The sequence below is a fragment of the Allokutzneria sp. A3M-2-11 16 genome (assembly GCF_024213555.1).
Classification (GTDB): Bacteria; Actinomycetota; Actinomycetes; order Mycobacteriales; family Pseudonocardiaceae; genus Allokutzneria.
In genome coordinates this window covers 157063-180232 of record NZ_JANAVO010000010.1, presented here as the reverse complement: position 1 = coordinate 180232, position 23170 = coordinate 157063, and the positions used below count along the sequence as shown (strand labels likewise).

Here is a 23170-nt window from a genome sequence, read left to right as displayed (position 1 = left end):
GCTGCACTCGCGTCCTCGGCGTGCCGGGCATTCGCCCGCAGAACACCGCCGCGTTGGAGAACGCCACGCTGTCGACCTTCCCGACCTCCAGCCTGTTCGACCTGGGGCACAACGAGTTCGTGATGGTGCACGAGGCCGCGCACCAGTGGTTCGACGACTCGTTCAAGGAGCTGTACGAGTTCGACCAACAGGTCCGCGACGCCACCACCTCCATCGTGGTTTCTCCGGTCCCCGAAGCCATTTTCGGCCTGGGCCGGGGAAGCGGCTCGCTCGTCGTCTACGCGCTCCGGCAACATGTCGGCGAGCAGAAGCTCCAGCAGATCACGCAGACCTTCCTGGACCGCTACCGCGACCGTGGTGAGCGGCTACGGTCGCGGGGTGCCTGACGCGATGTTCGCCCACCCCCGCCTCGCCGCTGTCTACGACGCGTTCGACGGCGATCGCGGCGACCTGGCCGTGTACCTCGCCGTCGCCGACGAGTTGGGCGCGCGGCACGTGCTCGACGTCGGCTGCGGCACCGGCTGCCTGGCGATCCTGCTGGCCGACAGCGGTCGCACCGTCGTCGGCGTCGACCCCGCCGAGGCGTCCCTCCAGGTCGCCCGCTCGAAGGACCCTTCCGGACGGATCACCTGGATTCACGGCGACGCGGGCGATGTGCCCGCGCTCGGCGCCGATCTCGCCGTGATGACCGGCAACGTGGCACCGGTGATCCTCGCGGACGCGGACTGGAGCCGGACGTTGCGCGGGGTCCGTGCCGCGCTCCGTCCGGGCGGTCACCTCGTGTTCGAGACCCGCCGCCCGGAGCGCCGCGTCTGGGAGGACTGGGCCGCCGAGCCCACGCTGCTGACCCGCGACGTCCCGGGTTTCGGTCCGGTGGAGCAGCTGTTCGAGGTCACCGACGTCAGCCTCCCGCTCGTCTCGTTCCGCCACACCTACCGCTTCCTCGCTGAGGGCACCGTGCTCACCTCGGATGGCTCCGTCCGGTTCCGGGACCGCTCGGAGGTCGAGTCCGATCTCGCCGCGTCCGGCTTCCGCGTGGCCGACGTCCGCGACGCTCCCGACCGCCCCGGCCGCGAGTTCGTTTTCATCGCGGAGCGCACCAGCTCCTGACGCTCTGCTGTCATGATGCGTCCATGAGCACCGAGTTCCCGTCCCTGCGCCAGGTCGTGCTCGACTGCCCCGACGCGAGGGCGCTCGCCGAGTTCTACCGCCGCTTCCTCGGCCTCCACTACCGCCCCGGTGACGAGCCGCCCGCCGACCGGGATTGGTTGGTGCTACGCGGTTCCGATGGCGTTCCACAGATCGCCTTCCAGCAGGTTCCGCACCAGCCCGAGCCCACCTGGCCTGACGGCTCGCGCCCGCAGATGCTGCACTTGGACATCACCGTTCCCACGATCGCCGACCTCGACGCCCAGCACTCGCGCGCCTTGGCTTTGGGCGCGCGGCTGCTCCGGGACCGCTCCGAGGACCCCGTGGAGCCACTGCGCGTCTACGCCGATCCCGCAGGGCACCCGTTCTGCGTCTTCGTGGCACCGAGTTGACCAGCTTTTCCAGCATGGGGTCGGCTTGACCTGGGGCCCCTCGCGCGTGCCCTTGGGCCTTTCAGGGGCACGGGATGAAACCCCGGCCCTCGCGATGAGCGTATGGCACGCGCACCCCAGGTAAAGCCTCGGTTGCGTTGCGCCCCTTGCCTTCCAGCCCACGCCGGGGCTACAACCGGAGTGGGCAGTCCACCCTGATGTTCCGCAGCGGCACCTGGTCAGGGTCGATCCACTTCGGTGGGATGAAGCTGGGTATCCCGTGCTCGAAGATGATCTCCCAGTCTTGGTCGTGGATCACGTGATGGTGATGCACGCACAGCAGGACGAGGTTGTCGAGATCGGTCGGCCCGCCGTCGATCCAATGCACCACATGATGAGCTTCCGTCCACGAGGGTGGCCGATCACATCCGGGGAAGGCACATCCCTTGTCCCGTACCGCGAGTGCGCGTTTCTGGGCGAGGGAGGCCAGGCGCCGCTCGCGTCCGTAGGCGAGGGGTTCACCCTCCCCACCGAGCACCATCGGGATGACTCCGGTGTCGCAGGCGGTCTGCCGCAGCAGGTCCGCGCTCATCGGCTGGCCGGTCTGGGTTTCCCCGCAGCCGGTCTTGTGCTGCAGGTTGTCGAAGTCCATCGTGACGATCAGCAGCGAACGCGGCAGACCAGGGATGTCCTGGATCGACATCGCCATGGTCATGGCTTCGATGAAGGCATCGGCCAACCGCTGCTCGAAGGTCCGGGGGTCTTTCTCGCCGTTGACGGACTTGGGTTTGGCCAATGCCGAGAGGAAGTTCTGGACCTTCTCGCCCTCGATCGGATCGAGGGTGGTCTTGAAGTGCAGGCACCCGTCCTGATCACGGCCCATCCGGGCCGCGCGCCGCGCGATCGCTTCCTGCTCATCGCGGTAGACGCCGTCGGGGTCGACGTGCTGCCGCACGCGTTTGCCGACCACCATCAGATCACGCGGGTTCACCTTCCGTGCCGCCTTCGCCAGAGCCGCGTCGGCCTTGGCCGCGTACTCCTCCGGGATGCGCTTGATCGCATCGGAGATCACCAGCGCGTGTTCGCCACTGATCGCTCCGGTGTAGACGGCTTGCCGGGTGCGGGGCAGTTTCGGTAGTTCGTGTACCAAACGCTTGCGGCGGTTGGCTTCGGCAGGGGTGATATTGAGTTCGCTGCGCAGCAGGATCGCGAGATCCTTACATCCACGTGAGGTGTGCAGGCCACGTTCTTCGGCGTGGGTGGCGACATCGGTCTTCACGGCGGTGAGCAGATTACTGATCCGCTCCAACTCCTTCAGCAACGCGACGTGGTCCTTTTCGGAGAGTCGGTAGCTGTCGTTGACCTGGATCTCGGCGGTCAGCATGTCTGTGATTGCTTTGGTATCCAACATGATTCACCCCCCTTCGACTCACTTCCATTGTCTCAGGGGGCAAGATCGACATCCAAGTACCAGCGGGTGAATTCGTTACCCGCCAACGGTTCCAGTGCGTCACCGAAGTCGGCATTCGGGTAGGGTCCCTCAACTGGGCGACATCAAGCACCACAACCGACAAAACGTAAGGGGGACAAGGAAATCGAGGCTTTACCTGGGGTGCGCGTGCCATACGCTCCCCCGCGAGGGCCGGGGTTTCATCCCGTGCCCCTGAGAGGCCCAAGGGCACGCGCAAGGGGCCCCCAGGTCAAGCCGACCCCATGCTGGAAGTCCAGCCACAAACGCTGGAAACCCAACCAGGCCAAGCACAAACCCCAGCCGACTCAGACTTGAAGCCCCGAGCCGGAACCGGCAAGATCACGCACGATGTGCTCCACGAACACGTCGACCTTGTCCAAGGTCCTCGTGTGCAACGCGGACACCAGGAACCCGATCCCGATCGTCGAGTCCCAGGCCCGAGCCCGCCGGTACATCTCCTCGTCCACGGCGCCGCGCACGTTCTCCCAGCCGTGCCAGGCCATCAACGCCGCGTCGATCGCGGGATCGAAGACCAGCGCGAGGTCCCAGTCCACAACACCGACCAGTTCCCCGTTCGCGTCCCAGTGGACGTTGCCGCCACCGAGATCTCCGTGGACCAGCGCGCCCGGAACCGGAGGCATGGCCAGCGCTTCCGAGAGGCGACGCAGACGCGAGTCGCGCCACGGAACCGGCAGGCGCGGGATGACTTCCTCGGCGAGCACCTGACCCCAGTGGCGGCCGTCGGGATACGTGGGCGGCACATGGAGAAGCGCTTCCAGCGAAGCGCTGACGGGGCACTCGCGGATCACGCGGAGCAGGCGGCCGATCTGGGCCGGATCGCCTTGCCCTTCGGGAAGCGGGGTTCCACCGATCCACGACAGGGCGACGGCGGCGCGCTCGCCGAACGTGGTGACCGGCGTGAGGGGCGTGGGGACAGCGAAGGGCAGCCCGCTGGAGCCGATCATCCGCAGGACCTCGGTCCGGCGAGGCAGGACCGCGGCGTCGGCGGCGCTCCGGGTGACCCGCACGGCGGCCACTTCGGGCACCAGGACGACGTCGTGCATCCCGCCGCGGAACAGTCGCGCGGAGTCGAGCTGCGCTCCCGGCAGAAGCGCGTCGGCGATCTCCAGTAGTTCACCGGAGACCGCCGATTCATCTTTCGCTGACACGGGCCGTACTTTCGCACAATGCGCGACGGACCGCGCCCGAATTGCGGTGGTTCAGCAGCCGCCGATCGCCTTGACGGTCACCGGCTCCTGACGTCCCTGGAAAGCGTCGGAGACGTCGTGCACTCCCGGGCCGACGCACCAGGTCGTCTCACGGAAGACCGCGCGGATCTCGATCAGCTCCTTGCCGGTGCCGCACCTGTGCCAGTGCAGGTGTTTCGGCAGGCCGTACTGCGGGGCGTCGAGCGCCCGGATCATCCCGCAGGGAACATCGGCGATCTCGACGGCGTCGGCCGAGGCCGAGGTCGGTCCCGCGAAGGACAGTCCGGCGAAAGACAGCACAGCCACGACGACAATACGAAAAGGAGTCATTTATTCCCCGTATCACAAATCTATTTCACGGCAACTTCCGGATTTCAGCTTGCCAGTCCGGACTAAGCGAGGCATGAAACGTCTTTGCGGGACACGGGGAATCGCGAACAATATTCCGACCACATTGGGCGTGGCGAGAACTCGTTGACATGTGGCATTCCCGCCACTACCGCGATCTTGGTCGCGTCCTTAGCGTGCACGCATGACGAAGTTCCTGCTCAGCGTGCACGTCATCGCCGCGATCGTGGCGATCGGGCCGGTCACCGTGGCGGCGAGCATGTTCCCCCGCGCGGCGAAGTCCTCCGCGCTGCCGGTGGTGCGCACCCTGCACCGGATCTGCCGCGTCTACGCGGGGCTCGGCGTGCTGGTGCCGGTGTTCGGGCTGGCGACGGCGCTGAGCATGGGCGTGCTGGGCGACGCGTGGCTGCTGGTCTCCATCGCGCTGACGGCGGTCGCCGCCGCCGTGCTCATCGCGGCGGTGCTGCCCGACCAGCGCAGGGTGCTCGACACCCTGGAGACCACCCCGGACACGGACATCACCGCACAACTCCGCCGCATCGCGATGACGGGCGGGGTGTTCAACCTCCTGTGGGCGACGGTCACCGTGCTGATGATCGTGCGACCGGGCTCGACGACGGGAGCCTGAGATGATCGCGCTGCGAACTCCCGCCATGGTGGAGGCGGTGTCGTTGGTCGTGCTGCTGGCGAACCTCGCTACCGCGCACCACCCGATGATCAGTTCCATCACCGGGCCGGTCCACGGGTTCGCCTACGTGATGGTCGTCGTGGTGGCCCTGTTGCGCGAGGGCACACCGCCGCGCGCCCGCCTCGCCGCGCTGGTACCGGGTGTCGGTGGGCTGATCGCACTGCGAATGATCACCAGCCGACGCGCTCGATCAGGTTGATCGCCTCGCGCTGCTCCCGGTTCGCCTCGGCGTCGAGCACCGACTGCGGCACCGGCTCGGGGTCCTTGGCCTCCACCCATTCCTGGGGCAGGACGCGCCCGGGCAGCTTGCTGAACTTGGACTCACCACGCTCCGCCATACCCCCATGATGCCGGACACCGGCGGCATCATGTTTTCAAGATCCCTTATTGGCCCGTTCTGCATCGATTCGCCTACCGTTGGGGCTGCGGTCACCTCAAGGCTCAATGGAGAGCGATGAAGAAGGTCTGCCACCTCCTCGTGACGCTGCTGCTCGTCGCGGGACTCCCCGCGGCCGTCCCCTCGAAGAGCGCGTGCGCGGCCGTCCCCGCGCCGGTGGTCCCCGGGGCCAGGGTGGTGTCGGTGGCCGGGGTCGAGCGCCCGGCCGGGGAGGCGGGAGTCCCCGGGCGCCCGCCGATCACCGGCGTGCCCGCGCGGTGCGAGGTCACGGTGGTGCTCAGCCACGCGGACGCGGGCGAGCGGGTCAAGGTCGAGGTGTGGCTGCCGCTGCGCGGCTGGACCGGACGGTTCCTGGGCACCGGGGGCGGCGGGTTCGCGACCGGGTTCTCGGCGGAGGGTCTCGCGCCCGCGGTCAAGGGCGGGTTCGCGGCCGTGGCCACGGACGGCGGGATCGGGATCAACCCGGTCAGCCCGGCGGCGTGGGCGCTGGACGCCTCGGGCCGGGTGAACTGGGGACTGCTGGCGAACTTCGCCACGCGGTCGGTGCACGACATGACCGTGGTCGGCAAGGCGGTGACGCGGAGCTTCTACGGGCGCCCGCCCGCTCACTCGTACTGGAACGGCTGTTCGACGGGAGGACGGCAGGGGCTGGCGGAGGCGCAGCTCCACCCGCGCGACTACGACGGGATCGTGGCCGGGGCGCCCGCGATCGAACTGCCGCGCTTCTCCCTGGCGCAGTTCTGGCCGCAGGTGGTGATGAACCAGGAGCGCACCCGCCCCTCCGCGTGCGAGTTCGACGCGTTCACCAAGGCCGCGGTCGACGACTGCGATCCGCTCGACGGCGTCGCGGACCGCGTGATCGGCGACCCCGCGGCGTGCAGGTTCGATCCGGCGCGGCTGATCGGCACGAAAACCCCTTGTGGCGCAACGATTTCCGCCGCCACCGCGGAGGTCGTGCGGCGGATCTGGGACGGGCCGCGCGGGCTCGGGAAGGGCCTGGTCAAGGGCGCGGGCTTCGCGAAGCTCGCCGGGGCCGCGCCGCTGCCCATCGCCGACAACTGGATCAGGTACTTCGTCGGCCGCGATCCCCGCATGGACACCACGAAGATCGACTACCCCGGGTTCGAGCGGCTGGTGTCCGCCTCCACCGGTTCCTACGACCACCTGCTGGCCAACGCCGCGCCCAACCTGTCGGCGTTGCGCGACGAGGGCGGCAAGGTGCTGCTCTGGCACGGCCTCGCCGACGCCGAGATCTCCCCTGGCACCACGATCGACTACAAGCACGAGGTCGAGCGCGTCACGGGCCGCACCGACGAGTTCTTCCGGCTGTTCCTGGCTCCCGGCGCAGGCCACTGCGGCGCCGGGGTGGGCGTCGCGCCGGTCGACCCGATGGCCGCGATGATCGCGTGGGTGGAGCGCGGGCGTGCCCCGGACACGCTGCCCGCGGCCTCCACGGACGCCAAGACCACCCGCGACCTGTGCCGTCATCCGCGGGTCCCGGTCTACGACGGTCACGGCGATCCCAACTCCGCCAACAGCTTCCGCTGCACGGGGAGCTGACGTGCCCTCGGCGGTGTTCCACCTCAGGCGGGCGCGGGATCTGATGGACCGGCACTTCGCCGAGCCGCTGGACCTGGACGCGCTCGCCGCCGAGGCCGGGTTCTCCCGCTACCACTTCGCCCGCGCGTTCAAGGCCGCCTACGGCGAGCCGCCCGGCGCGTACCTGACCCGGCGGCGGGTGGAGCGGGCGCAGGACCTGTTGCGCTCGGCCAACCTGACCGTCACCGAGATCTGCCACCTCGTCGGCTTCACCAGCCTCGGCTCGTTCAGCTCGAAGTTCACCGAGCTGGTCGGCGTCAGCCCGACCGAGTACCGGCGGCGCACGGCGGGCGGGCCGATGGTCCCCGGCTGCTTCATGATGGCGTGGTCCAGGCCGCTGCCCCGGACAGCAATCCAGGAGAAGCCCGAGGGCGGAGGGTCCTCCTAGCCTCGGCGGCGACCGCTTCACCCACCGAGGAGAACCAATGATCAACCGCGTGTCCCACGTCTGCGTCTTCGTGCTCGACCAGGACCGGGCCAAGGAGTTCTACACCGAGAAGCTGGGCATGGAGGTCCGCTCCGACGTCACCATGGGCGACGGGTTCGAGGGCGCGGGGCAGGGCTTCCGCTGGCTCACCGTGGGCCCGACCGACCAGCCCGAGGTGGAGATCATCCTGGCCGACTGCGGCATGGGCCACGACGACTCCACCGCGGCGCAGATCAGGGACCTCGTCGCCAAGGGCGCGCTCGGCGCGGCGGTGCTCAACACCGACGACTGCCGCAAGACCTTCGAGGAGCTGTCCGCGCGCGGCGTGGTGTTCCTCCAGGAGCCCGCCGAGCGCCCGTACGGCGTTGAGGCGATCTTCCGCGACGACTCCGGCAACTGGTTCAGCCTGAGCCAGGCCCGCTAGCGGGAGGGGTCCCGCCCGCCGGGTCCTACCGTCACCCCCATGACGAAGTCTCCCCGGCTGGCGGCCCTCGCCGCGTCGGTGCTGCTCGCCACCGGTGGCGGGGCAGCGCCCGAGAACGCCCAACTCGACACCGCACCCGCGCTGAACGGGCAGGTGGAGGTCACCGTCAACGGTGCCGCCAGCACCGCGACCCTGCGCGGTCACTGCGTCCTGACACTCGGCGAAGGCGGCTGAAACCGCGCTGAAACCGCGATAAAGCCCACGGCACGCACCCTCCTCGGCACAGCCAAGGAAACGAGGGGGGTATGTCCTCAACACCCGAGATCTCCATCGCCGCGAAGAGACTGCGCAAGTCCTACGGCGACAAGGTCGTGCTCGACGGCATCGACCTGACCGTGCGCGCCGGGACGATCTTCTCCCTGCTCGGCCCGAACGGCGCGGGCAAGACCACCACGGTGCAGATCCTGTCCACGCTGATCCGTCCCGATGGGGGAACGGCGCGGGTCGAGGGTCACGATCTCGGCCGAGCGCCCGACGCGGTCCGCACCGCGATCGGTGTCACCGGGCAGTTCGCGGCGGTGGACCGGCTCCTCACCGGCGAGGAGAACCTGCTGCTGATGGCCGACCTGCACCACCTCGACCGGGCGCGGGGGCGGCGGCGCACCGCGGAGCTGCTGGAGCGCTTCGACCTGGTGGAGGCCGCGAAACGGTTGCCCGCCACCTACTCCGGCGGGATGCGGCGGCGGCTGGACCTGGCGATGACGCTGGTCGGCAGCCCGCAGTTGATCTTCCTTGACGAGCCGACCACCGGGCTGGACCCGCGCAGCAGGCAGACCATGTGGGAGATCATCCGCGAACTGGCGGACTCCGGCGTGACGATCTTCCTCACCACCCAGTACCTGGAGGAGGCCGATCAGCTCGCCAACCGGATCGCCGTGCTGCACAACGGGAAGCTGGCCGCCGAGGGCGGCCCGGACGAGCTGAAGCGGCTGATCCCCGGCGGGCACGTGCGGCTCCGGTTCGCCGATGAGCACGCCCTGCTCGCCGCCATGCGCCTGCTCGGGCACTCCGTGCGCGGCGAGGACGGGCTCAGCCTGCGCGTGCCGAGCGACTGCCGCGTCAGGTCGCTGCGGATGCTGCTGGACGAGCTCGACGACGCCGGGGTGGAGGCCGAGGAGTTCTCCGTGAACACCCCGGACCTCAACGACGTGTTCTTCGCACTGACCGACTCCAAGCGGGAGGTGCTCAGTGCGTGACTCGATACATGACAGCGTCACAATGTTGCGCCGCAACCTGTTGCACGCGCGCCGCTACCCGTCGATGACGATCAGCACGGTCGCCATGCCGGTGCTGATGCTGCTGTTGTTCGTCGGGGTCTTCGGCGGAGCGCTGGGCACCGGCATCGGCGGCGCGAGCTACATCGGCAGTTATGTCGACTACGTGGCACCGGGAATCATCCTGATGGCCGCGACCTCGGGCAGCGTCGCGACGGCCGTGTCGGTCTCGGTGGACATGACCGAAGGCATCGTGAACCGCTTCCGCACCATGGCGATCTCCCGGTCGTCCGTCCTCACCGGACACGTGATCGGCGGCGTGATCCAGACCATGGTGAGCATCGCGCTCGTCGTCGGAGTGGCTCTGCTGATGGGTTTCCGGCCCACCGCGGGCCCGCTGGACTGGCTCGGCGCGTTCGGCCTGCTGCTGGCGATGACCTTCGCGATGACCTGGCTGGCCGCCGCGTTCGGCCTGGTGTCCAAGGGGCCGGAGTCGGCGAGCAACGCGCCGATGCCGCTGATGTTCCTGCCCATGCTTGGCAGCGGTTTCGTGCCACCGGAGCGGATGCCCGGCGCGGTCCGCTGGTTCGCCGAGCACCAGCCGTTCACGCCGATCATCGAGACGCTGCGCGGGCTGCTGATGGGCACGCCGCTCGTCGGCGGCACCGGGGCGCTCGCCCTCGGCTGGTGCGCGCTGATCGCGCTCATCGGATTTCTCTGGGCGCGCAGGGCCTTCTCCCGCGCCGTAGCCCGCTGACTTCGCAGAAAGGACTTCCCACCATGACTTTCCCCGCGGACACCTGGGGCATCCACGAGAACCACTACTGGCTGCGCGGCGGGACCGCCGAGCACCAGGTGGAGTACTACGAGGAGCGGGGGATGTGGACCGTCCACGGCTACCCCGAGACGCTCGCCGTGCTCAACGACCCCACGACGTTCCAGTCCGACCTCTCCGCGGCCTTCCCGGAAGGCACGGACATGTCCTTCAACGAGGGCAACCTGGTCCAGATGGACGGGCTGGACCACCGCAAGCTGCGCAGGCTGGTCAGCAACGCTTTCACCCCGAAGATCGTCGCCGACCTGGAACCGAGGATCGCCGGGGTGACCGTGGAGCTGCTGGACGAGGTGGCGGACCAGGACGAGATCGAACTGGTCTCCGCGCTCGCCTACCCGCTTCCGGTGATCGTCATCGCCGAACTGCTGGGTGTGCCCGCGAGCGACCGGGACCTGTTCCGCACGTGGGTCGACACGATGTTCCAGGACCAGGCGGAGCTCTCCCTCGCCGACGGCGACGACCAACTGCGCGAGGACCTCGAGGCGCAGCTGAACGCCCTCAAGCCGATGAGCGACTACCTCACCGCGCACGCGGCCGAGCGCAGGCGCGCGCCCAGGGAGGACCTGCTCACCAAGCTGGTCCAGGCCGAGGTCGACGGAGAGCGGCTCAACGACACGGAGATCGTGAACTTCGCCGGGCTGCTGCTGGTCGCCGGGCACATCACCACGACCATGCTGCTGGGCAACACGATCCTGTGCCTGGACACCTTCCCCGAGCAGGCCGAGCGGGTGCGCGCGGACCGCTCCCTGGTGCCGACTGCCATCGAGGAGTCGCTGCGGATGCTCAGCCCGTTCGCGGCGACCGCACGCGTCACCGCAACCGACGTCGAGCTGGGCGGAAAGCTCATCCCCCGTGGTCAGATGGTGAACCCGCTGCTCGGCGCGGCGAACCGGGACCCGAGGCAGTTCGACCGGCCCGACGAGTTCGACGCGGGCCGGGACCCCAACCCGCACATCGCCTTCGGTCGCGGCGTGCACTTCTGCCTCGGTGCCCCGCTGGCGCGGCTGGAGGGCCGCGTCGCGGTGAACCTGATGCTGGACCGGTTCCCGGTGCTGCGGACGATCCCGGCGAACCCGCCGAAGTTCATGGACTCGCCCTTCATGACCGGCGTCAGCTCGCTGCCGCTGCGCGTCACCGCCTAGCCCGCACGCGCAGGACGTCGAGGGCGTCCCGGCACAGCTCGTCCGGGCTCCGGCCGGCGTACTCCGACACCGCGTCGGCGTACGCCGGCCCGTCCGCGTGCTCGGCGGCCGCGCGGATCGCCGCCGACGACATGGTGGGCTGGAACGCCCGCTGGAACCGGAAGCACTCCCCGAGCGCGATCAGCCGCACCCCCGACGCGTCTCCCCTGGCGATGTCCGCCATGCCCATCGCGACCAGGAGCGTGCCGCAGAGCGGGCGGACCATCAGCACCGACGGGGTCCGCAACGGCTCGCCCGCCAGCAGCGCGGCGAGGCTGTCCGGCAGGCTCTCGACGATGCCCGCGACCAGGTCCGTCCGGCCGTGCCGCGCGTGCGCGACCACGGTCACCCCGTGCACCTCGACGTGCCATGGGTTGACGCCCAGCTGGTCGGTGCCCGCGACGGGGCTCTCGTCGTCGCCCAGCACCACCCGTTCGGCGACCCGCCGCCATTGGCGCAGCCCCAGCTCGACCTCGCCGCGCGCGAGCAGCACCTCCGCCCGCGCCGCCATCTCGAAGGTGATCATCTCGACCGCCTCGGCCAGCCGGTCCGGGGTGATCGCCGCGAGGCCGCGCTCGGCCGACTCGACATCGCCCACCTGGAGGTCGGTCAGCACCAGGCCCAGGCGCATCTGCGTGGTGTTGAACGCCCGGAACCCACCCAGCGCCCGCACCGCGGCCCGCGAGTGCTCCCGGGACTCCTCGGCGCGTTCGAGGTGCAGGCACAGCTCGCTGAGCCGCCCGTGCACGGTGCTGATCAGCAGCGGGTTCGTCCCGTCCCGGAAGCAGTCGAGCACCCGTGTCGTGTACTCCAGCGCGCGCTCCGGCTCACCCAGGTTCTCCCACAGGTAGCCCGCGACGACGTTGGCCATGCCCGCGACGAACGGTTCCGGGTGCAGGCACATCGCCTCCAGCTCCGCCGTGTCCCGTGCGCACAGCACGATCGCCAGCGCCCCGCACACGGTCCGCGGGGACGGCGGCGGCAGGCGGCGCAGCACCGCGTAGGAACGGGTGGCGCGCGGTCCGATCACCATGAACGTCGTCGTCGTTGTCAGCACCGCCGTCACCCTGGTCGGCTCGACCAGCTCCGGCTCCGGCCGGAAGCGGTACAGCACGTCGGCGACCTCGCGGGTGATCAGCGCCAGCTGCGCGTAGTTCGACTCGATCACCCACATCCCGCCCAGCGTCGCCGAGACCGCGGCCACCACCGTCCCGTCGCCGCGGCGCACCCCCGTGCGCAGCGCCAGCACCAGGTTGTCCTGCTCCGCCCGGACCCGCCCGACGGCCTCCCGCGTCGGCCCGCCGAACACCAGGTCGTAGTGCTCCACACCGAATTCCCTTGCCCAGGAGAGGAAATCCTCTTCAACCCTGGCGGAGTCGCCCGCGGCCTCCCTGCGCGCGGCCGCGAACTCCCTGACGGTCTCCAGCATCCGGAAGCGGGTGCCGGTCGACGTGTCCGCGACCTTGATCAGCGACTGGTCGACCAGCGACTCCAGCAGCTCCAGCGCGTCCTCCGCGCCCACCAGCCGCTCGGCCGCCTCGACCGAGAACCCGCCGGGGAACACCGACAGCGCCCGCATCGCCGCCTGCCCGGCCGCGTCGAGCAGCGCCCAGCTCCAGTCGACCACCGCGTGCAGCGTGCGGTGCCGCTGTGGCACGTCCCTCGCCCGGCCGCGGAGCAGCGCGAACCGGTCCTGGAGCCGGCTGGTGATCTCCGTGACCGACATCGCCCGCACCCGCGCCGCGGCCAGCTCCACCGCGAGCGGGAGGCCGTCGAGCTGACCGCACAGCGCCTCCACCACGCCCACCGGCAGGTCCACGTCGGGCCGGGCCGCCCGCGCGCGCTGGCCGAACAGCTCCACGGACGTGGGCAGTCCCAGTTCCGGCAGCAGGTACACCGACTCCGACGACAGCCCGAGCGGAGCGCGGCTCGTGGTGAGCACCCGCAGGTTCGCCGTCATCGACACCAACGCCCGCACCAGCTCCGCGACGCCGTGGATCACGTGCTCGCAGTTGTCCAGCACCAGCAGCACGGACTCGGAGCCGACCAGGCGGGCGATCCCCGGGACGAGATCGGACTGGGCGGACTCGCGCAGCCCGAGCGCCGAGGCGACCGCACGCACCACCTCGCCCTCCGCGGGCAGACCGGCGAGCGCGACGAAGTACACCGCGCGCTGCTCCGCCTGCATGCCGACCGCGTGCGCCAGCCTGGTCTTGCCCAGCCCTCCCGCGCCGACGATCGAGGCCACCCGCGAGGTCCGCAGCAGGTTCAGCACCGCGTCGATGTCGTCGTCCCGGCCGAGCAACGGGTTGGGTTCGTGCGGAACGCCGTGCCGCACCGTGGGCGTCTCGCCCCGCAACAGCGCGTGGTAGACCGCCTGGAGCTCCGGCCCGGGATCGACGCCCAGCTCAGCGCGGAGCGCCCGGCGGTAGGCGTCGTAACGGGCCAGCGCGGCGGGCGCGGGCTCGCAGCGCAGGAGCTCGGTGAGGATCTCCTCGTCCTTCGGCAGCTCCTCCACGAGCGTGACCAGCGGTTCGACCGCCTCAGCCTTTCGGCCGAGCCGCGCCAACGCCAGCGCTCGCGCCCGCTTCAACGCGCGGTGGGTTCCCGCCCGCTCAGCGCGCAGCGCCGACACCGGATCGTCCGGCACCGGCTCCCCGCGCTCGGCGTCCCGCCACAGCGCGAGGCCCGCTTCGGCGTGCTCCAGCGCTGCCGCGTGGTCCCCCGCACGCGCGTGCCGGGCGCTCGTCGCAGCGCTGAGCACCACCGCGGAGGCGTCCACCTGGTCCTCGGCCAGCGCCAGCCGGTAGCCCGTCGGCGTGCTGACCACCAGGTCCGGCCGGAGCTGCGAACGCACGCGGGAAACCAGTACCTGCAAGGCTTTCGTGGGGTTCTCCGGCAGCGCGTCCGGCCACAGGCCCTCGATCAGCCTCCCCGTGCTGCACCCCGTGCGCAGGTCCGCGGCGAGCAGCGCCAGCAGCCCCCGCAACCGCGGCCCGGTGATCTCGTGGTCGCGGTAGGCCACGCGCGGCAACAAGGTCAACTCGGTGGTCACCGGGCCAGGTTAGAGCCCGCACCGCGGGTGCGGGGGCGCGCACGCTGCGTCACTCAGCCTTCCGGCCGGGCCGCCCGGCCCTTAGGCCGAGCCGGAACAGCCCGCTGACCAGCCATTCTCGTGTTGTCACGAGGAAAGCGAGGCTCCCATGATCACCATCGTCACCACCTGGGTCGGCGTTGCCGCCGGGCTGGCCGTGCTCGTCCTGATGGCCATCTCCGACCACATGAGCGACAACGCGCAGCCCGAGGGCCGCGTCGCCCCGAAGCAGGCCAGGCGCACGCTGCACCGCACCGCGACCACCACCGTCGTGCGCAAGCACCGCGTCCTGCCCAGCCGCTTCACGAGGCTCCACCGCGCGGCCGGAGCTTAGGACAGGGTCACGGTCCGCAGCTGGTTCTCCAACAACAGGGGCAGCAGCAGGCGCGACCGCTTGCGGTCGACGGAGAAGTCCGCCGCGCCGGGCAGTTCGAGGCCGGGGACCAGCTCCTGGTGTGTTCCGTCCGGATTGACCTGCCACAGCCCCGGCCCGTTCCAGGTCGTGGCCGCCACGCGACCGTCCGGGAGCACCTGCACGCCGTCGACGACGCGACCCGGCACCGTGCGCCGTGCCGTGACCGAGCCGGTGCGGTCGAGCGTCAGTACCTGGTCCGCGCCCCTGGTGGCCACCAGCAGGGAACCGTTGGGCCGCACGAAGATCCCGTTCGGCTGGTTGAGGTGGGTACCGACGGCGAACGGGCGGACACGGCCCCGGTCGATCACGTGGACGGCGTCGGTGCCCGTCGGCACGATCGCCCCCGTCGCGTCCGGTCCGACGCCGCTGTCGGTCACGTACAGCTCACCGCGCGGGCCCACGGCGATGTCGTTGAGGAAGGTGGCACCGGGGACCGGGATCTGCGCGACCGGCTTGCCCGTGGTCCGGTCGAACCCCCGCACGGTGTCGATGTCCGCGACCCACACGGTGGTCCAGGTCAGCGCCAAACCCTTGGGGGCGTTCAGGGTCACGCCGTGCTTGCCGCCCTCGACCCACCTTGTCGCTGCGCCGCCGGACGGGGACAACCGGGCGATGAACCCGTTGTTGTCCTTCACGGCCACACCACCGTTGATGTTGGACGCTAGGTAGGTGTCGGTGTGTGTGTCGTGTGTGATCGATTCCGGGGACAGCAGCCCGGTCCACGAAGGCGTTCCCGGGTTCGTGAAGCCGACTCCGGCCACTGCGGCCAGGACCAAGATGATTTTCATGGCACCCAGGCTCGCCGCCGGGGCCGCCGCGGAGAACCGTTCCGGGGGCCATCGTGGCCAATGATCGGGCCACCCACCGCGTGGTCGTGCTCGCGCTGGACGGCGTCCTCCCGTTCGAGCTGGGCATCCCCGCGCGGATCTTCGGCGCGGCCCGCGACGCGTCCGGCCGGGGGCTCTACACCGTGACCACGTGCGGCGTCGACGGGCGCCCCGTCGTGACCGCGTCCGACTTCGCCATCACAGTCGCGCACGACGCCACGGCGCTGCGCACTGCGGACACCGTGGTGATCCCGCCGTCGCACACGATGCGCGCGCTGTGCGCCGGGAGCGGCCTGCCCGAGGAGGTGGCCGCCGCGCTGGCCGAGATCCGGCCCGGCACCCGGCTCGCCGCGATCTGCACCAGCTCGTTCGTGCTGGCCGCCGCGGGTCTGCTGGACGGGCGGCGGGTGACGACGCACTGGCGCGAGGCGGAGAACCTGCGACGGACCTTCCCCGCGGTGCGGGTGGACCCGAACGTGCTGTTCGTCGACGACGGCGACGTGCTCACCTCGGCCGGGGTCACCGCGGGCGTGGACCTCTGCCTGCACATCGTGCGCAGGGACCACGGGAGCGAGGTGGCCAACGAGGTCGCCAGGACCTGTGTCGCCCCGCCGTGGCGCGACGGCGGCCAGGCGCAGTACGTCCAGCACCCGGTGCCCAAGACCGCGCCGACCACCACCGCGGTGGCTCGCGCGTGGGCTGCCGACCGCCTCGACCAGCCGATCGGGCTGGCCGAGTTCGCCGCCTCCGCGCGGATGAGCAGGCGCACGTTCACCCGGCGGTTCCGCGCCGAGACCGGCCTGAGCCCCGGCGAGTGGCTGACCGTCCAACGCGTGGAACGTGTCCGCCACCTCCTGGAGTCCACTGACCTGCCGATCGAGCTGCTGGCCGCGCGCACCGGTTTCGGCACCGCCGAGTCCCTGCGCCAGCACTTCCGCGGCGCCCTCGGCGTCTCCCCGAGCAGCTACCGCCGCACGTTCCGGGGGCCGGACTTGCGCTCTCGGTGAAACCGGGCTGTGCCGCCCAGCACCGCCGATTATGTTGCGCCCCATGCGGAAAGTTCAGACAGCGGACGGCCGAGTGCTCGCCGTCGAGGAGTGGGGCGTCCCCGGCGGAACCCCGGTGGTGTACGCGCACGGCACGCCGATGAGCCGTCTGGCCCGCTACCCGGACGACCGCCTCTTCACCGAGCTGGGCGTCCGCCTGGTCACCTACGACCGCCCCGGCTACGGACTGTCCACACCGGACATCGGACGCCGGGTTGTCAACGCCACCAACGACATCGCGGCGATCGCCGACGCGCTCGGCCTGGACCGGTTCCCCGTGTTCGGGGTGTCCGGCGGCGGCCCGCACGCACTCGCGTTCGCGGCCTGCCACCCCGACCGCGTCACCCGCGTCGCGACCCTCGCCAGCACGGCGCCGCGCGACGCCGAGGGCCTGGACTGGACCGCTGGGATGATGCACGGCAACCAGGAGAGCGGGGCGGCGGCACTGCTCGGACGCGCCGCTGTCGAACACCACCTGGCCAACGCGCGGTCGGAGGACATGCGGAGGCTGCTGCCCCAGGCGGAGCAGGAAGTCCTTGCCCAGCCCGACGTTTCGGCCATGCTCTCGGCCGCCTTCACCGAGGCGCTGCGCCCCGGCCTGGACGGCTGGATCGACGACGCGCTGGCGCTCTACGGCCTGCCGTGGGGATTCGATCCCGCCACCATCACCGCCCCGGTCCGCCTCTGGCACGGCGACCTAGACACCGTCGTCCCGGCAAGCCACTCCACCTGGCTGTCTGAACGCATCCCGTCAGCCGAACTGGTCCGGGCCCCAGAAGCCGCGCACGCGGGCCACTTCGCCGCGACCCCCACCACCCTCGCCTGGCTCCAAGCCCCCTGACCCAGCGTCGCTTTTTCCGTTTCGTACTCATAACGGGATTTGGGAGCGCTCTCTTTCCCGTTATGAGTACGAAACGGGCGTCTCTCCTCTGCGCGGGCCCACCGATGGGTGGGCGAAGGCGCGGAGTGAGTGTAGCTCGGGGAATCGGTGCTCCTCCCCTGCGCGGGGGACGCCTCGCGGGCGGGGGCCGATTACGCTGCGCCCGGCACGATGAGCGAAGGGCAGCGGTGGACACTCGGGGAACGTTGACCAGGCAGTCCCGCCTGGTCGCGGCGCTGTGCATGAGCGTCGACTCGGTGCTCTACGTGACGAACCTGCGCAAACCCGCCTTCGGCTGGGTGGACGTCGTGGCGATCGGACTGATCCTGCTCGTCGACGCCGCGCTGGCCAGTTCGGCGAAGCGGTCCGGACTGGTGGCGGTGGGCGTGGCGGCGGTGCAGATCGTCATCCCCCTCCTGCTCGATCCGGGCTCGCACCACATCTGCAACACCGGCGGGATGATGGCCGCCTACCGGGTCGGCGCGTGGCTGCCCGCGGGACCGGGCCTGCTCGCGATCGGCGCGCTCGCGGTGGCCGACGTCTTCGACGGCAAGTTCCCCGGTCCGGGCGTGCTGCCGCTCGCGATCGCCATCACCACCAGCGCGGTGCTGCCGTGGATCGTCGGCCGCCACACCACCACGCGCAGCGCCTACATCGCCGACCTCGAACGCCGCGCCGACCGCCAGGAGCACGCGGCGCAGACGGCGATCCGGCGCGCGCTCGCGGAGGAACGCAGCTCCATCGCCCGCGACCTGCACGACATGATCTCCCACCACGTCAGCGCGATCGGCGTGCACGCGGGCGCGGCCCGGCTCGGCATGGGCGCGGACGGCAACGCCGCGGCACAGCGCTCGCTCAGCGCGGTGGAGACGGCGAGCCGCTCGGCCATGACGGATCTGCGCAGGCTGCTGGACCTGTTGCACGGCAAGGACGACAGCCAGCACCGCCAGCCCGGCATGGGCAACGCCGACGAGCTGCTCGCGGGTGTGCGCGCCGCCGGGTTGCCGGTCACCGTGACCACCACCGGAGCACCGCTGGACCTGCCCGGCTCGGTCGACATCGCGCTCTACCGCATCTTCCAGGAGGCGCTGACCAACGCGCTGCGGCACGGCGACGGGGCGGCCGAGGTCGCACTGGACCACCGCTCGGAGGAGATCATCCTGACAGTGACGAACCCGTTGCGGCACAACGACAACAGCGTGGTTCCCGGTTCGGGGCTGACCGGGATCAGGGACCGCGTGGCGCTGTTCGGCGGGGAAGCCACGTTCGGCCCCTCCGGGGACCGCTGGGCACTGCGGGTCAGCCTGCCGACCGAGGAGCTCGTGTGACCGTGCGGATCCTGCTGGCCGACGACCACGCGTTGTTCCGGTCCGGGCTGCGCGCGGTGCTGGACACGCAGCAGGACCTGGAGTGCGTCGGCGAGGCGGAGGACGGGCGCGCGGCGGTGGCGGAGACTGCGCGGTTGCGCCCGGACCTGGCCGTGCTCGACGTGCGGATGCCCCGGCTGGACGGGCTGGCGGCGGCCGAGGCGATCCTCAGCGCGCCGGGCAACGCCACCAGGGTCCTCGTCCTGACCACCTACGACAGCGACGAGTACGTCTACCGCGCGTTGCGGGCCGGGGCCAGCGGTTTCCTGCTGAAGAGCCTGCCCCCGGAGGAGATGATCTCCGCGATGCGGGTGGCGGTGCGCGGGGACGCGCTGATCGACCCGTCGGTGACGAAGCGGCTGATCAGCCGGTTCACCAAGAGCATCGCGCCACCGTCGAAGCCCGCCGAGGTGCAGCGGCTGACCAGCCGGGAGTTCGAGGTGCTGCTGTTGATCGCGGCCGCGCGCAGCAACGCCGAGATCGCCGAGGAGCTGTGCGTCGGCGAGGAGACGGTGAAGACCCACGTGTCCCGCGTGCTGGCCAAGCTCGGGCTCCGCGACCGCGTGCACGCCGCCGTCTACGCCTACCTGCACGGTCTGGTGCCGATGTCCCCCGCACGGGGGATGCCCGGTCCCCCGCCGCCGTGACGATCTTGTCGGGGCCGCGTTCTACCTTCGGCCTCGATGAGAATCACCGCCACCGCGCTGGTCGCGTTCCTGCTGCTGCTCTGCGGCGCGCCACAGGCGTTCGCCGACGGGGCGATGGCCGGTGCCGACATCCACGTCGCGCAGACCCTGGGTGCCCGCGAGCTGACCGTGGTGCTGCGCCGGGTGGACGCGGTGCCAGGACCGTTGCGCGTCAACGTGATCACGCACGCGGGCAGTCAGCCGGGCCGTCTGTCGCTGCGGCTCGTGCCGACCGGTGTCGGCTCGGTGAGCGGGCCTCGCACGGAGAGCGCGACCTCGGTCGAGCTGCGTGACCGGCCCGGCTCGCACGACGCCACGCTCACGGTCAGCCTCCCCGGGCCACAGGAACTGGTGATCGACAACACCGCCCGCATTCCTTTCGTGGTCCCGGTTTCCGTGCTCTCTCCGGCGGAGCGCGTGACCTACGGCGGGTTCGTTGCCGCGGGTGTGTTGTTGTTCGTTTCCCTTGTGGTGTCGGTGAAAGCACGGCGATCGTGGCTGGCCCTGGTGCCCGGCGGCGGGGTCGTCGCGGCCTTGGCGGTAGCGGTGACGGCGGCGCTGTTGTCGGCTTCCACACCCGCTCCGCCCGTGCCCGGCGAGGACATCGACGCCACGGTGGACAACGTCCTCGACCCGTACTCCACCCGCCCGCAGTCCACTGTGGACGAATCACGACCACCGGTGAACGTGTTGGTGTCGGTACAGGACGGCGTTGAGCTGACACTGCGCCTCGTCGACGGTGCGAGCGGACGCCCGGTGGACGATCTGCTCATCCACGACAGCGCGCTGGCACACCTGCTGATCGTGCCGCCGTCCGGAGCGCTGCGGCACCTGCACCCGGTCCGCGTCGCTCCCGGCGAGTACCGCGTGCACCTCGACGCGCCAGAACCGGGCTACCACGCGGTTTCCGTCGAGATCGCCCGGCGCGGCGGCGGTGTGCAGCTGCTGCGGTCGGCCACGGGTTTCACCCTGCCCGGCACACCACGTCCCGCCGTGCCCACCACCGAGACCGTGCGCGCCGAAGGCGGCTCCCCCACGACGATCACCGCGCGGATGAGCGAGAAGCGCGATCTCCAACCGTGGCTGGGAATGGTCGGCCACCTGATCATCGTCGGCCCGCTGCCGGAGGAGCCCGAGGTCGGGCGCGCGGCGGCGAGCTCGGCGACCTGGTCGCACGTGCACCACATGGCGCCGCTGACCCGGGGCGGCGCGGGCGGCCTCCCGGACGAGACCGTCGCGGCGTACGGGCCGGAGGTGTCGTTCACGCACACCTTCACATCGCCCGGCCGCTACCGCGCGTGGATCCAGGCCGAACGCGAGTACTCCCTGATGACCAAACCGGTGGAGATCGTTGTGGCACCAGGCAAGGAGCCCCGGTGACGCGCGGGCGCTGGGTGGCGGTGGCCCTGGTCGTCCTGCTCGTGGCCGCGGGCGGGTTCGTGCTGCTCGGCGGCGGGGGCGGCGGCCGGGTGGAGCTGAACTCCAGCTCGGCGCGGCACTCCGTGCGCCTGGTGGTCGAGCGGGCGCGCGTGGGGACTACGGCGATGGAGGTCGAGATCGCCGGAGAGTCCACTGTGGAGGGTGTCCGGCTGGAGCCCGTGATGCACATGGGGCACGCGATGCCGCTCGCCGAGACCGCGGCGGTGGGCCCGGGGCGCTACCGCGCCGAGAACGTGCTGCTGGAGATGACCGGCCAGTGGGAGGTCACCGTCGTGCTGCGGGACTCCGCGGGGACCGAGCGCGTCGTCTTCCCGTTGCTGGTGAGCTGAGAAAGAGGAGAGCCATGGCTGTGACAGCCCCCGGGACCACCGGGACGCGAGGACTTGCGCCCGCGCTGTGCGTGCTGCTCGGCGCGATGTCGTCGCTGATCGGCCTCAGCTGGGACGTGCAGTGGCACATCGACGTCGGCCCGGACACGTTCTTCACGCTGCCGCACCTGTTCATCTACGCGGGCAGCGCGGTGACCGGCCTGACCGCGCTGACCGTGGTGCTGCGCGCGACGGCGGCCGAGCGCGCGGGCCGCGAGCTGGACCCGGCGGTGGGCGGCCGGGCGGTCGGCGTGTTCGGCAGGACCTTCGCCGCGCCCGTCGCCTACCTGGTGACCGGGACCTCGGCGGCGGTCTTCCTGGTCTACGGCCTGTGGGACCAGTGGTGGCACGGGGTCTACGGCTTCGACGCGACGATCGACTCACCGCCGCACATCGGCCTGCTGCTGTCGGTCTCGGCCACGATCATCGGCTCGCTGATGACCTTCGCGGTGGCCCGGCGGGAGCGGTGGGGCCGCGCGGGCGTGTTCCTCGCGGTGGCCATGCTGCTGGCGTTCTGCACGATCACCTCGCTGGCCTTCAACGACGCCAACAGCGGCGTCCACGTGGTGGACATCAGCATCGCGTTCACCACGGTCATGCTGCTGCTGATGGCCACCTCGTTCTTCCGTCAGCCAGGCGCCGCGTTGCTGACCGCGGTCACCGTGGCCGGGCTCCAGGTGGTGCTGTGGGTGTTCACGCCGTGGGCGACCCACGCCTACGCGGACTCGGTCGGGCTGCCGGTGCGGGACTACGTCGAGGGCGTTCCCGCGATGCCGAACCTGATCCCGATGAGCCTGATCGGCGTGGCGCTCGTGGTGGAGGGCGTGCTGCTGCTGGGTCGCCGCAACGGCTGGTCGGCCCGCCTCGTGGCCCCGCTGCTCGGCGCGGCGGGCGCGGTGGCGATCACCGCGCTCGCCCCGGTGCAGCGCCTGGTCTTCCGGGGGTTCCCGCTCAACGGGTTCGACTACATCGCCATGACCTGCGTGGTCGCCGCCCTCTTCGGCCTGCTCGCCGGGTTCCTCGGCTGGCGCTTCGGCCTGATGTTGCGCGCCCTGGTCCCCACCGAGGAGGAAACCCGATGATCAAGCGCCTCTCCGCGCTACTGGCCGCGCTCGGCGCGCTGGTGGTGAGCGCCCCCTCGGCGGCGGCCTACGAGCCGGTGAACATCGTGCACACCGAGCGGGTGCAGGCCGGGCCGTACGGGCTGACGGTCGGCTTCAGCACGTGGCCGGTGCGCGCGATGCAGTCGCTGGACTTCACCTTCGTGCCGGACGGCGGTATCGCGGGCAAGTCCGGCACGCTGCAACAGCGCTTCCAGGGCACGGCGCAGGTCGAGAACACCGGGCGGGGCCGGTCCGCGCCGCTGGCCCGGCACCCGCGCAAGCGCGATGTCTGGGGACTGGACATCCGGTCACTGGACCGGCCCGGCGAGTGGTCGCTGGCGTTCACCATCGACGGCCCCGCGGGGCGCGGCGAAGGCGTGCTGACCGGGCTCCAGGTGCTCGACCAGCCCGGCCCGCCGCTCGCGCTGAGCTGGTCGGTCAGCGCCCTGCCCCTGTTCGGACTCGTCGGTTTCCTGGCAGTCGCCTGGCGGCGCAGCTCCCCCAACCGCTACGAACTCGTAGCGATATAGGGCAGGATGGGGAGGACCCGTTCACCCGACCGAGGGAAGTGT

At 70.8% G+C, this 23170-nt stretch carries 27 protein-coding genes; 21 read left to right on the top strand and 6 right to left on the bottom strand.

The features are described from left to right. The first annotated feature begins 20 nt into the window (after positions 1–20). From NLX83_RS32925 to NLX83_RS32915, 3 genes are read left to right on the top strand one after another with little or no spacing between them, the layout of a single operon-like run. Positions 21–386 (top strand): hypothetical protein, encoded by a 366-nt coding sequence (locus tag NLX83_RS32925; protein ID WP_254239140.1) that lies wholly within the window; start codon positions 21–23, stop codon positions 384–386. Beyond that, on the top strand, positions 379–1110 hold the full coding sequence (locus NLX83_RS32920) for a class I SAM-dependent methyltransferase (protein WP_254239139.1): 732 nt from the start codon (positions 379–381) through the stop codon (positions 1108–1110). The genes NLX83_RS32925 and NLX83_RS32920 overlap by 8 nt, the downstream gene beginning before the upstream one ends. Positions 1111–1133: 23 nt before the next feature. Further along, positions 1134–1541: a VOC family protein gene (locus NLX83_RS32915; protein WP_254239138.1), complete on the top strand. Its 408-nt coding sequence runs from the start codon at positions 1134–1136 to the stop codon at positions 1539–1541. Positions 1542–1710: 169 nt separating this feature from the next. Here the strand turns inward: NLX83_RS32915 and NLX83_RS32910 are convergent, their stop codons facing one another. The 3 genes from NLX83_RS32910 to NLX83_RS32900 all read right to left on the bottom strand — a co-directional run bounded on the left by NLX83_RS32910 (position 1711) and on the right by NLX83_RS32900 (position 4505). Further along, complete coding sequence (locus tag NLX83_RS32910) at positions 1711–2931, bottom strand: HNH endonuclease signature motif containing protein (RefSeq protein WP_254239137.1); 1221 nt, start codon at positions 2929–2931, stop codon at positions 1711–1713. A 365-nt stretch (positions 2932–3296) separates the two neighbouring features. Further along, positions 3297–4160, bottom strand: a complete 864-nt coding sequence (locus NLX83_RS32905; protein ID WP_254239136.1) for a phosphotransferase — start codon at positions 4158–4160, stop codon at positions 3297–3299. A 51-nt stretch (positions 4161–4211) separates the two neighbouring features. Further along, complete coding sequence (locus NLX83_RS32900; protein WP_254239135.1) at positions 4212–4505, bottom strand: hypothetical protein; 294 nt, start codon at positions 4503–4505, stop codon at positions 4212–4214. A 226-nt stretch (positions 4506–4731) separates the two neighbouring features. Here NLX83_RS32900 and NLX83_RS32895 point away from each other — a divergent pair, with 226 nt between their 5' ends. Next, positions 4732–5175 carry a DUF2269 family protein gene (locus NLX83_RS32895; RefSeq protein ID WP_254239134.1) on the top strand — a complete coding sequence of 148 codons (444 nt, stop codon included), beginning with the start codon at positions 4732–4734 and terminating at the stop codon, positions 5173–5175. Position 5176: 1 nt separating this feature from the next. Beyond that, on the top strand, positions 5177–5434 hold the full coding sequence (locus NLX83_RS32890) for a hypothetical protein (RefSeq protein WP_254239133.1): 258 nt from the start codon (positions 5177–5179) through the stop codon (positions 5432–5434). Here the strand turns inward: NLX83_RS32890 and NLX83_RS32885 are convergent. Beyond that, the gene (locus tag NLX83_RS32885; protein ID WP_254239132.1) at positions 5406–5573 is read right to left on the bottom strand and encodes a hypothetical protein; all 168 of its coding nucleotides are present in this window, start codon (positions 5571–5573) and stop codon (positions 5406–5408) included. The genes NLX83_RS32890 and NLX83_RS32885 overlap by 29 nt on opposite strands. 116 nt (positions 5574–5689) lie before the next feature. On the opposite strand from NLX83_RS32885, the gene NLX83_RS32880 reads away from it, so the two are divergent. The 7 genes from NLX83_RS32880 (at position 5690) to NLX83_RS32850 (ending at position 11333) form a co-directional block, all read left to right on the top strand. Beyond that, a complete protein-coding gene (locus NLX83_RS32880) occupies positions 5690–7192 on the top strand; it encodes a tannase/feruloyl esterase family alpha/beta hydrolase (protein ID WP_254239131.1) in 1503 nt (500 codons plus the stop codon). A 43-nt stretch (positions 7193–7235) separates the two neighbouring features. After that, the gene (locus NLX83_RS32875) at positions 7236–7619 is read left to right on the top strand and encodes a helix-turn-helix domain-containing protein (RefSeq protein WP_254239182.1); all 384 of its coding nucleotides are present in this window, start codon (positions 7236–7238) and stop codon (positions 7617–7619) included. A 37-nt stretch (positions 7620–7656) separates the two neighbouring features. After that, entirely contained in the window at positions 7657–8082 is a 426-nt protein-coding gene (locus tag NLX83_RS32870) for a VOC family protein (protein ID WP_254239130.1), read from the top strand. Positions 8083–8121: 39 nt separating this feature from the next. Then, positions 8122–8316 (top strand): hypothetical protein, encoded by a 195-nt coding sequence (locus tag NLX83_RS32865; RefSeq protein ID WP_254239129.1) that lies wholly within the window; start codon positions 8122–8124, stop codon positions 8314–8316. Between the two features lie 71 nt (positions 8317–8387). Next, positions 8388–9338 (top strand): ATP-binding cassette domain-containing protein, encoded by a 951-nt coding sequence (locus NLX83_RS32860; protein ID WP_254239128.1) that lies wholly within the window; start codon positions 8388–8390, stop codon positions 9336–9338. A gap of 22 nt (positions 9339–9360) precedes the next feature. Next, on the top strand, positions 9361–10113 hold the full coding sequence (locus NLX83_RS32855; RefSeq protein WP_254239127.1) for an ABC transporter permease: 753 nt from the start codon (positions 9361–9363) through the stop codon (positions 10111–10113). Positions 10114–10136: 23 nt separating this feature from the next. Beyond that, complete coding sequence (locus tag NLX83_RS32850) at positions 10137–11333, top strand: cytochrome P450 (RefSeq protein ID WP_254239126.1); 1197 nt, start codon at positions 10137–10139, stop codon at positions 11331–11333. Here the strand turns inward: NLX83_RS32850 and NLX83_RS32845 are convergent. Beyond that, complete coding sequence (locus NLX83_RS32845; RefSeq protein ID WP_254239125.1) at positions 11323–14427, bottom strand: ATP-binding protein; 3105 nt, start codon at positions 14425–14427, stop codon at positions 11323–11325. The genes NLX83_RS32850 and NLX83_RS32845 overlap by 11 nt on opposite strands. Before the next feature lie 148 nt (positions 14428–14575). Between NLX83_RS32845 and NLX83_RS32840 the strand changes: the two genes are divergently transcribed. Beyond that, entirely contained in the window at positions 14576–14800 is a 225-nt protein-coding gene (locus NLX83_RS32840; RefSeq protein WP_254239124.1) for a hypothetical protein, read from the top strand. On the opposite strand, the gene NLX83_RS32835 is transcribed toward NLX83_RS32840, so the two are convergent. Then, positions 14797–15669 (bottom strand): SMP-30/gluconolactonase/LRE family protein, encoded by an 873-nt coding sequence (locus tag NLX83_RS32835; protein ID WP_254239123.1) that lies wholly within the window; start codon positions 15667–15669, stop codon positions 14797–14799. The two genes, NLX83_RS32840 and NLX83_RS32835, sit on opposite strands and share 4 nt — an antisense overlap. 53 nt (positions 15670–15722) lie before the next feature. On the opposite strand from NLX83_RS32835, the gene NLX83_RS32830 reads away from it, so the two are divergent. From NLX83_RS32830 to NLX83_RS32795, 8 genes are all read left to right on the top strand, one after another. Then, positions 15723–16715, top strand: a complete 993-nt coding sequence (locus NLX83_RS32830) for a GlxA family transcriptional regulator (protein ID WP_254239122.1) — start codon at positions 15723–15725, stop codon at positions 16713–16715. 43 nt (positions 16716–16758) lie between these two features. After that, positions 16759–17595, top strand: a complete 837-nt coding sequence (locus NLX83_RS32825) for an alpha/beta fold hydrolase (protein WP_254239121.1) — start codon at positions 16759–16761, stop codon at positions 17593–17595. A 227-nt stretch (positions 17596–17822) separates the two neighbouring features. Beyond that, a complete protein-coding gene (locus NLX83_RS32820) occupies positions 17823–18962 on the top strand; it encodes a sensor histidine kinase (RefSeq protein ID WP_254239120.1) in 1140 nt (379 codons plus the stop codon). After that, entirely contained in the window at positions 18959–19648 is a 690-nt protein-coding gene (locus NLX83_RS32815) for a response regulator (protein ID WP_254239119.1), read from the top strand. The genes NLX83_RS32820 and NLX83_RS32815 overlap by 4 nt, the downstream gene beginning before the upstream one ends. A 36-nt stretch (positions 19649–19684) precedes the next feature. Beyond that, on the top strand, positions 19685–21067 hold the full coding sequence (locus tag NLX83_RS32810; protein WP_254239118.1) for a hypothetical protein: 1383 nt from the start codon (positions 19685–19687) through the stop codon (positions 21065–21067). Next, entirely contained in the window at positions 21064–21456 is a 393-nt protein-coding gene (locus tag NLX83_RS32805; RefSeq protein WP_254239117.1) for a FixH family protein, read from the top strand. Before NLX83_RS32810 ends, NLX83_RS32805 begins: the two co-directional genes overlap by 4 nt. 14 nt (positions 21457–21470) lie before the next feature. Continuing rightward, positions 21471–22577, top strand: coding sequence for a hypothetical protein (locus NLX83_RS32800; RefSeq protein WP_254239116.1), 1107 nt, complete (start codon positions 21471–21473; stop codon positions 22575–22577). Then, the gene (locus NLX83_RS32795) at positions 22574–23128 is read left to right on the top strand and encodes a hypothetical protein (protein WP_254239115.1); all 555 of its coding nucleotides are present in this window, start codon (positions 22574–22576) and stop codon (positions 23126–23128) included. Before NLX83_RS32800 ends, NLX83_RS32795 begins: the two co-directional genes overlap by 4 nt. Positions 23129–23170 lie beyond the last annotated feature (42 nt).

Bases quoted from the DNA above. Each gene is read 5' to 3' on its own strand.
- NLX83_RS32915 (WP_254239138.1), top strand. From the start codon at position 1,134: ATGAGCACCGAGTTCCCGTCCCTGCGCCAGGTCGTGCTCGACTGCCCC.
- NLX83_RS32910 (WP_254239137.1), bottom strand. From the start codon at position 2,931: ATGTTGGATACCAAAGCAATCACAGACATGCTGACCGCCGAGATCCAG.
- NLX83_RS32895 (WP_254239134.1), top strand. From the start codon at position 4,732: ATGACGAAGTTCCTGCTCAGCGTGCACGTCATCGCCGCGATCGTGGCG.
- NLX83_RS32890 (WP_254239133.1), top strand. From the start codon at position 5,177: ATGATCGCGCTGCGAACTCCCGCCATGGTGGAGGCGGTGTCGTTGGTC.
- NLX83_RS32885 (WP_254239132.1), bottom strand. From the start codon at position 5,573: ATGGCGGAGCGTGGTGAGTCCAAGTTCAGCAAGCTGCCCGGGCGCGTC.
- NLX83_RS32880 (WP_254239131.1), top strand. From the start codon at position 5,690: ATGAAGAAGGTCTGCCACCTCCTCGTGACGCTGCTGCTCGTCGCGGGA.
- NLX83_RS32875 (WP_254239182.1), top strand. From the start codon at position 7,236: ATGGACCGGCACTTCGCCGAGCCGCTGGACCTGGACGCGCTCGCCGCC.
- NLX83_RS32870 (WP_254239130.1), top strand. From the start codon at position 7,657: ATGATCAACCGCGTGTCCCACGTCTGCGTCTTCGTGCTCGACCAGGAC.
- NLX83_RS32865 (WP_254239129.1), top strand. From the start codon at position 8,122: ATGACGAAGTCTCCCCGGCTGGCGGCCCTCGCCGCGTCGGTGCTGCTC.
- NLX83_RS32860 (WP_254239128.1), top strand. From the start codon at position 8,388: ATGTCCTCAACACCCGAGATCTCCATCGCCGCGAAGAGACTGCGCAAG.
- NLX83_RS32855 (WP_254239127.1), top strand. From the start codon at position 9,361: ATGTTGCGCCGCAACCTGTTGCACGCGCGCCGCTACCCGTCGATGACG.
- NLX83_RS32850 (WP_254239126.1), top strand. From the start codon at position 10,137: ATGACTTTCCCCGCGGACACCTGGGGCATCCACGAGAACCACTACTGG.
- NLX83_RS32840 (WP_254239124.1), top strand. From the start codon at position 14,576: ATGATCACCATCGTCACCACCTGGGTCGGCGTTGCCGCCGGGCTGGCC.
- NLX83_RS32835 (WP_254239123.1), bottom strand. From the start codon at position 15,669: ATGAAAATCATCTTGGTCCTGGCCGCAGTGGCCGGAGTCGGCTTCACG.
- NLX83_RS32825 (WP_254239121.1), top strand. From the start codon at position 16,759: ATGCGGAAAGTTCAGACAGCGGACGGCCGAGTGCTCGCCGTCGAGGAG.
- NLX83_RS32810 (WP_254239118.1), top strand. From the start codon at position 19,685: ATGAGAATCACCGCCACCGCGCTGGTCGCGTTCCTGCTGCTGCTCTGC.
- NLX83_RS32800 (WP_254239116.1), top strand. From the start codon at position 21,471: ATGGCTGTGACAGCCCCCGGGACCACCGGGACGCGAGGACTTGCGCCC.
- NLX83_RS32795 (WP_254239115.1), top strand. From the start codon at position 22,574: ATGATCAAGCGCCTCTCCGCGCTACTGGCCGCGCTCGGCGCGCTGGTG.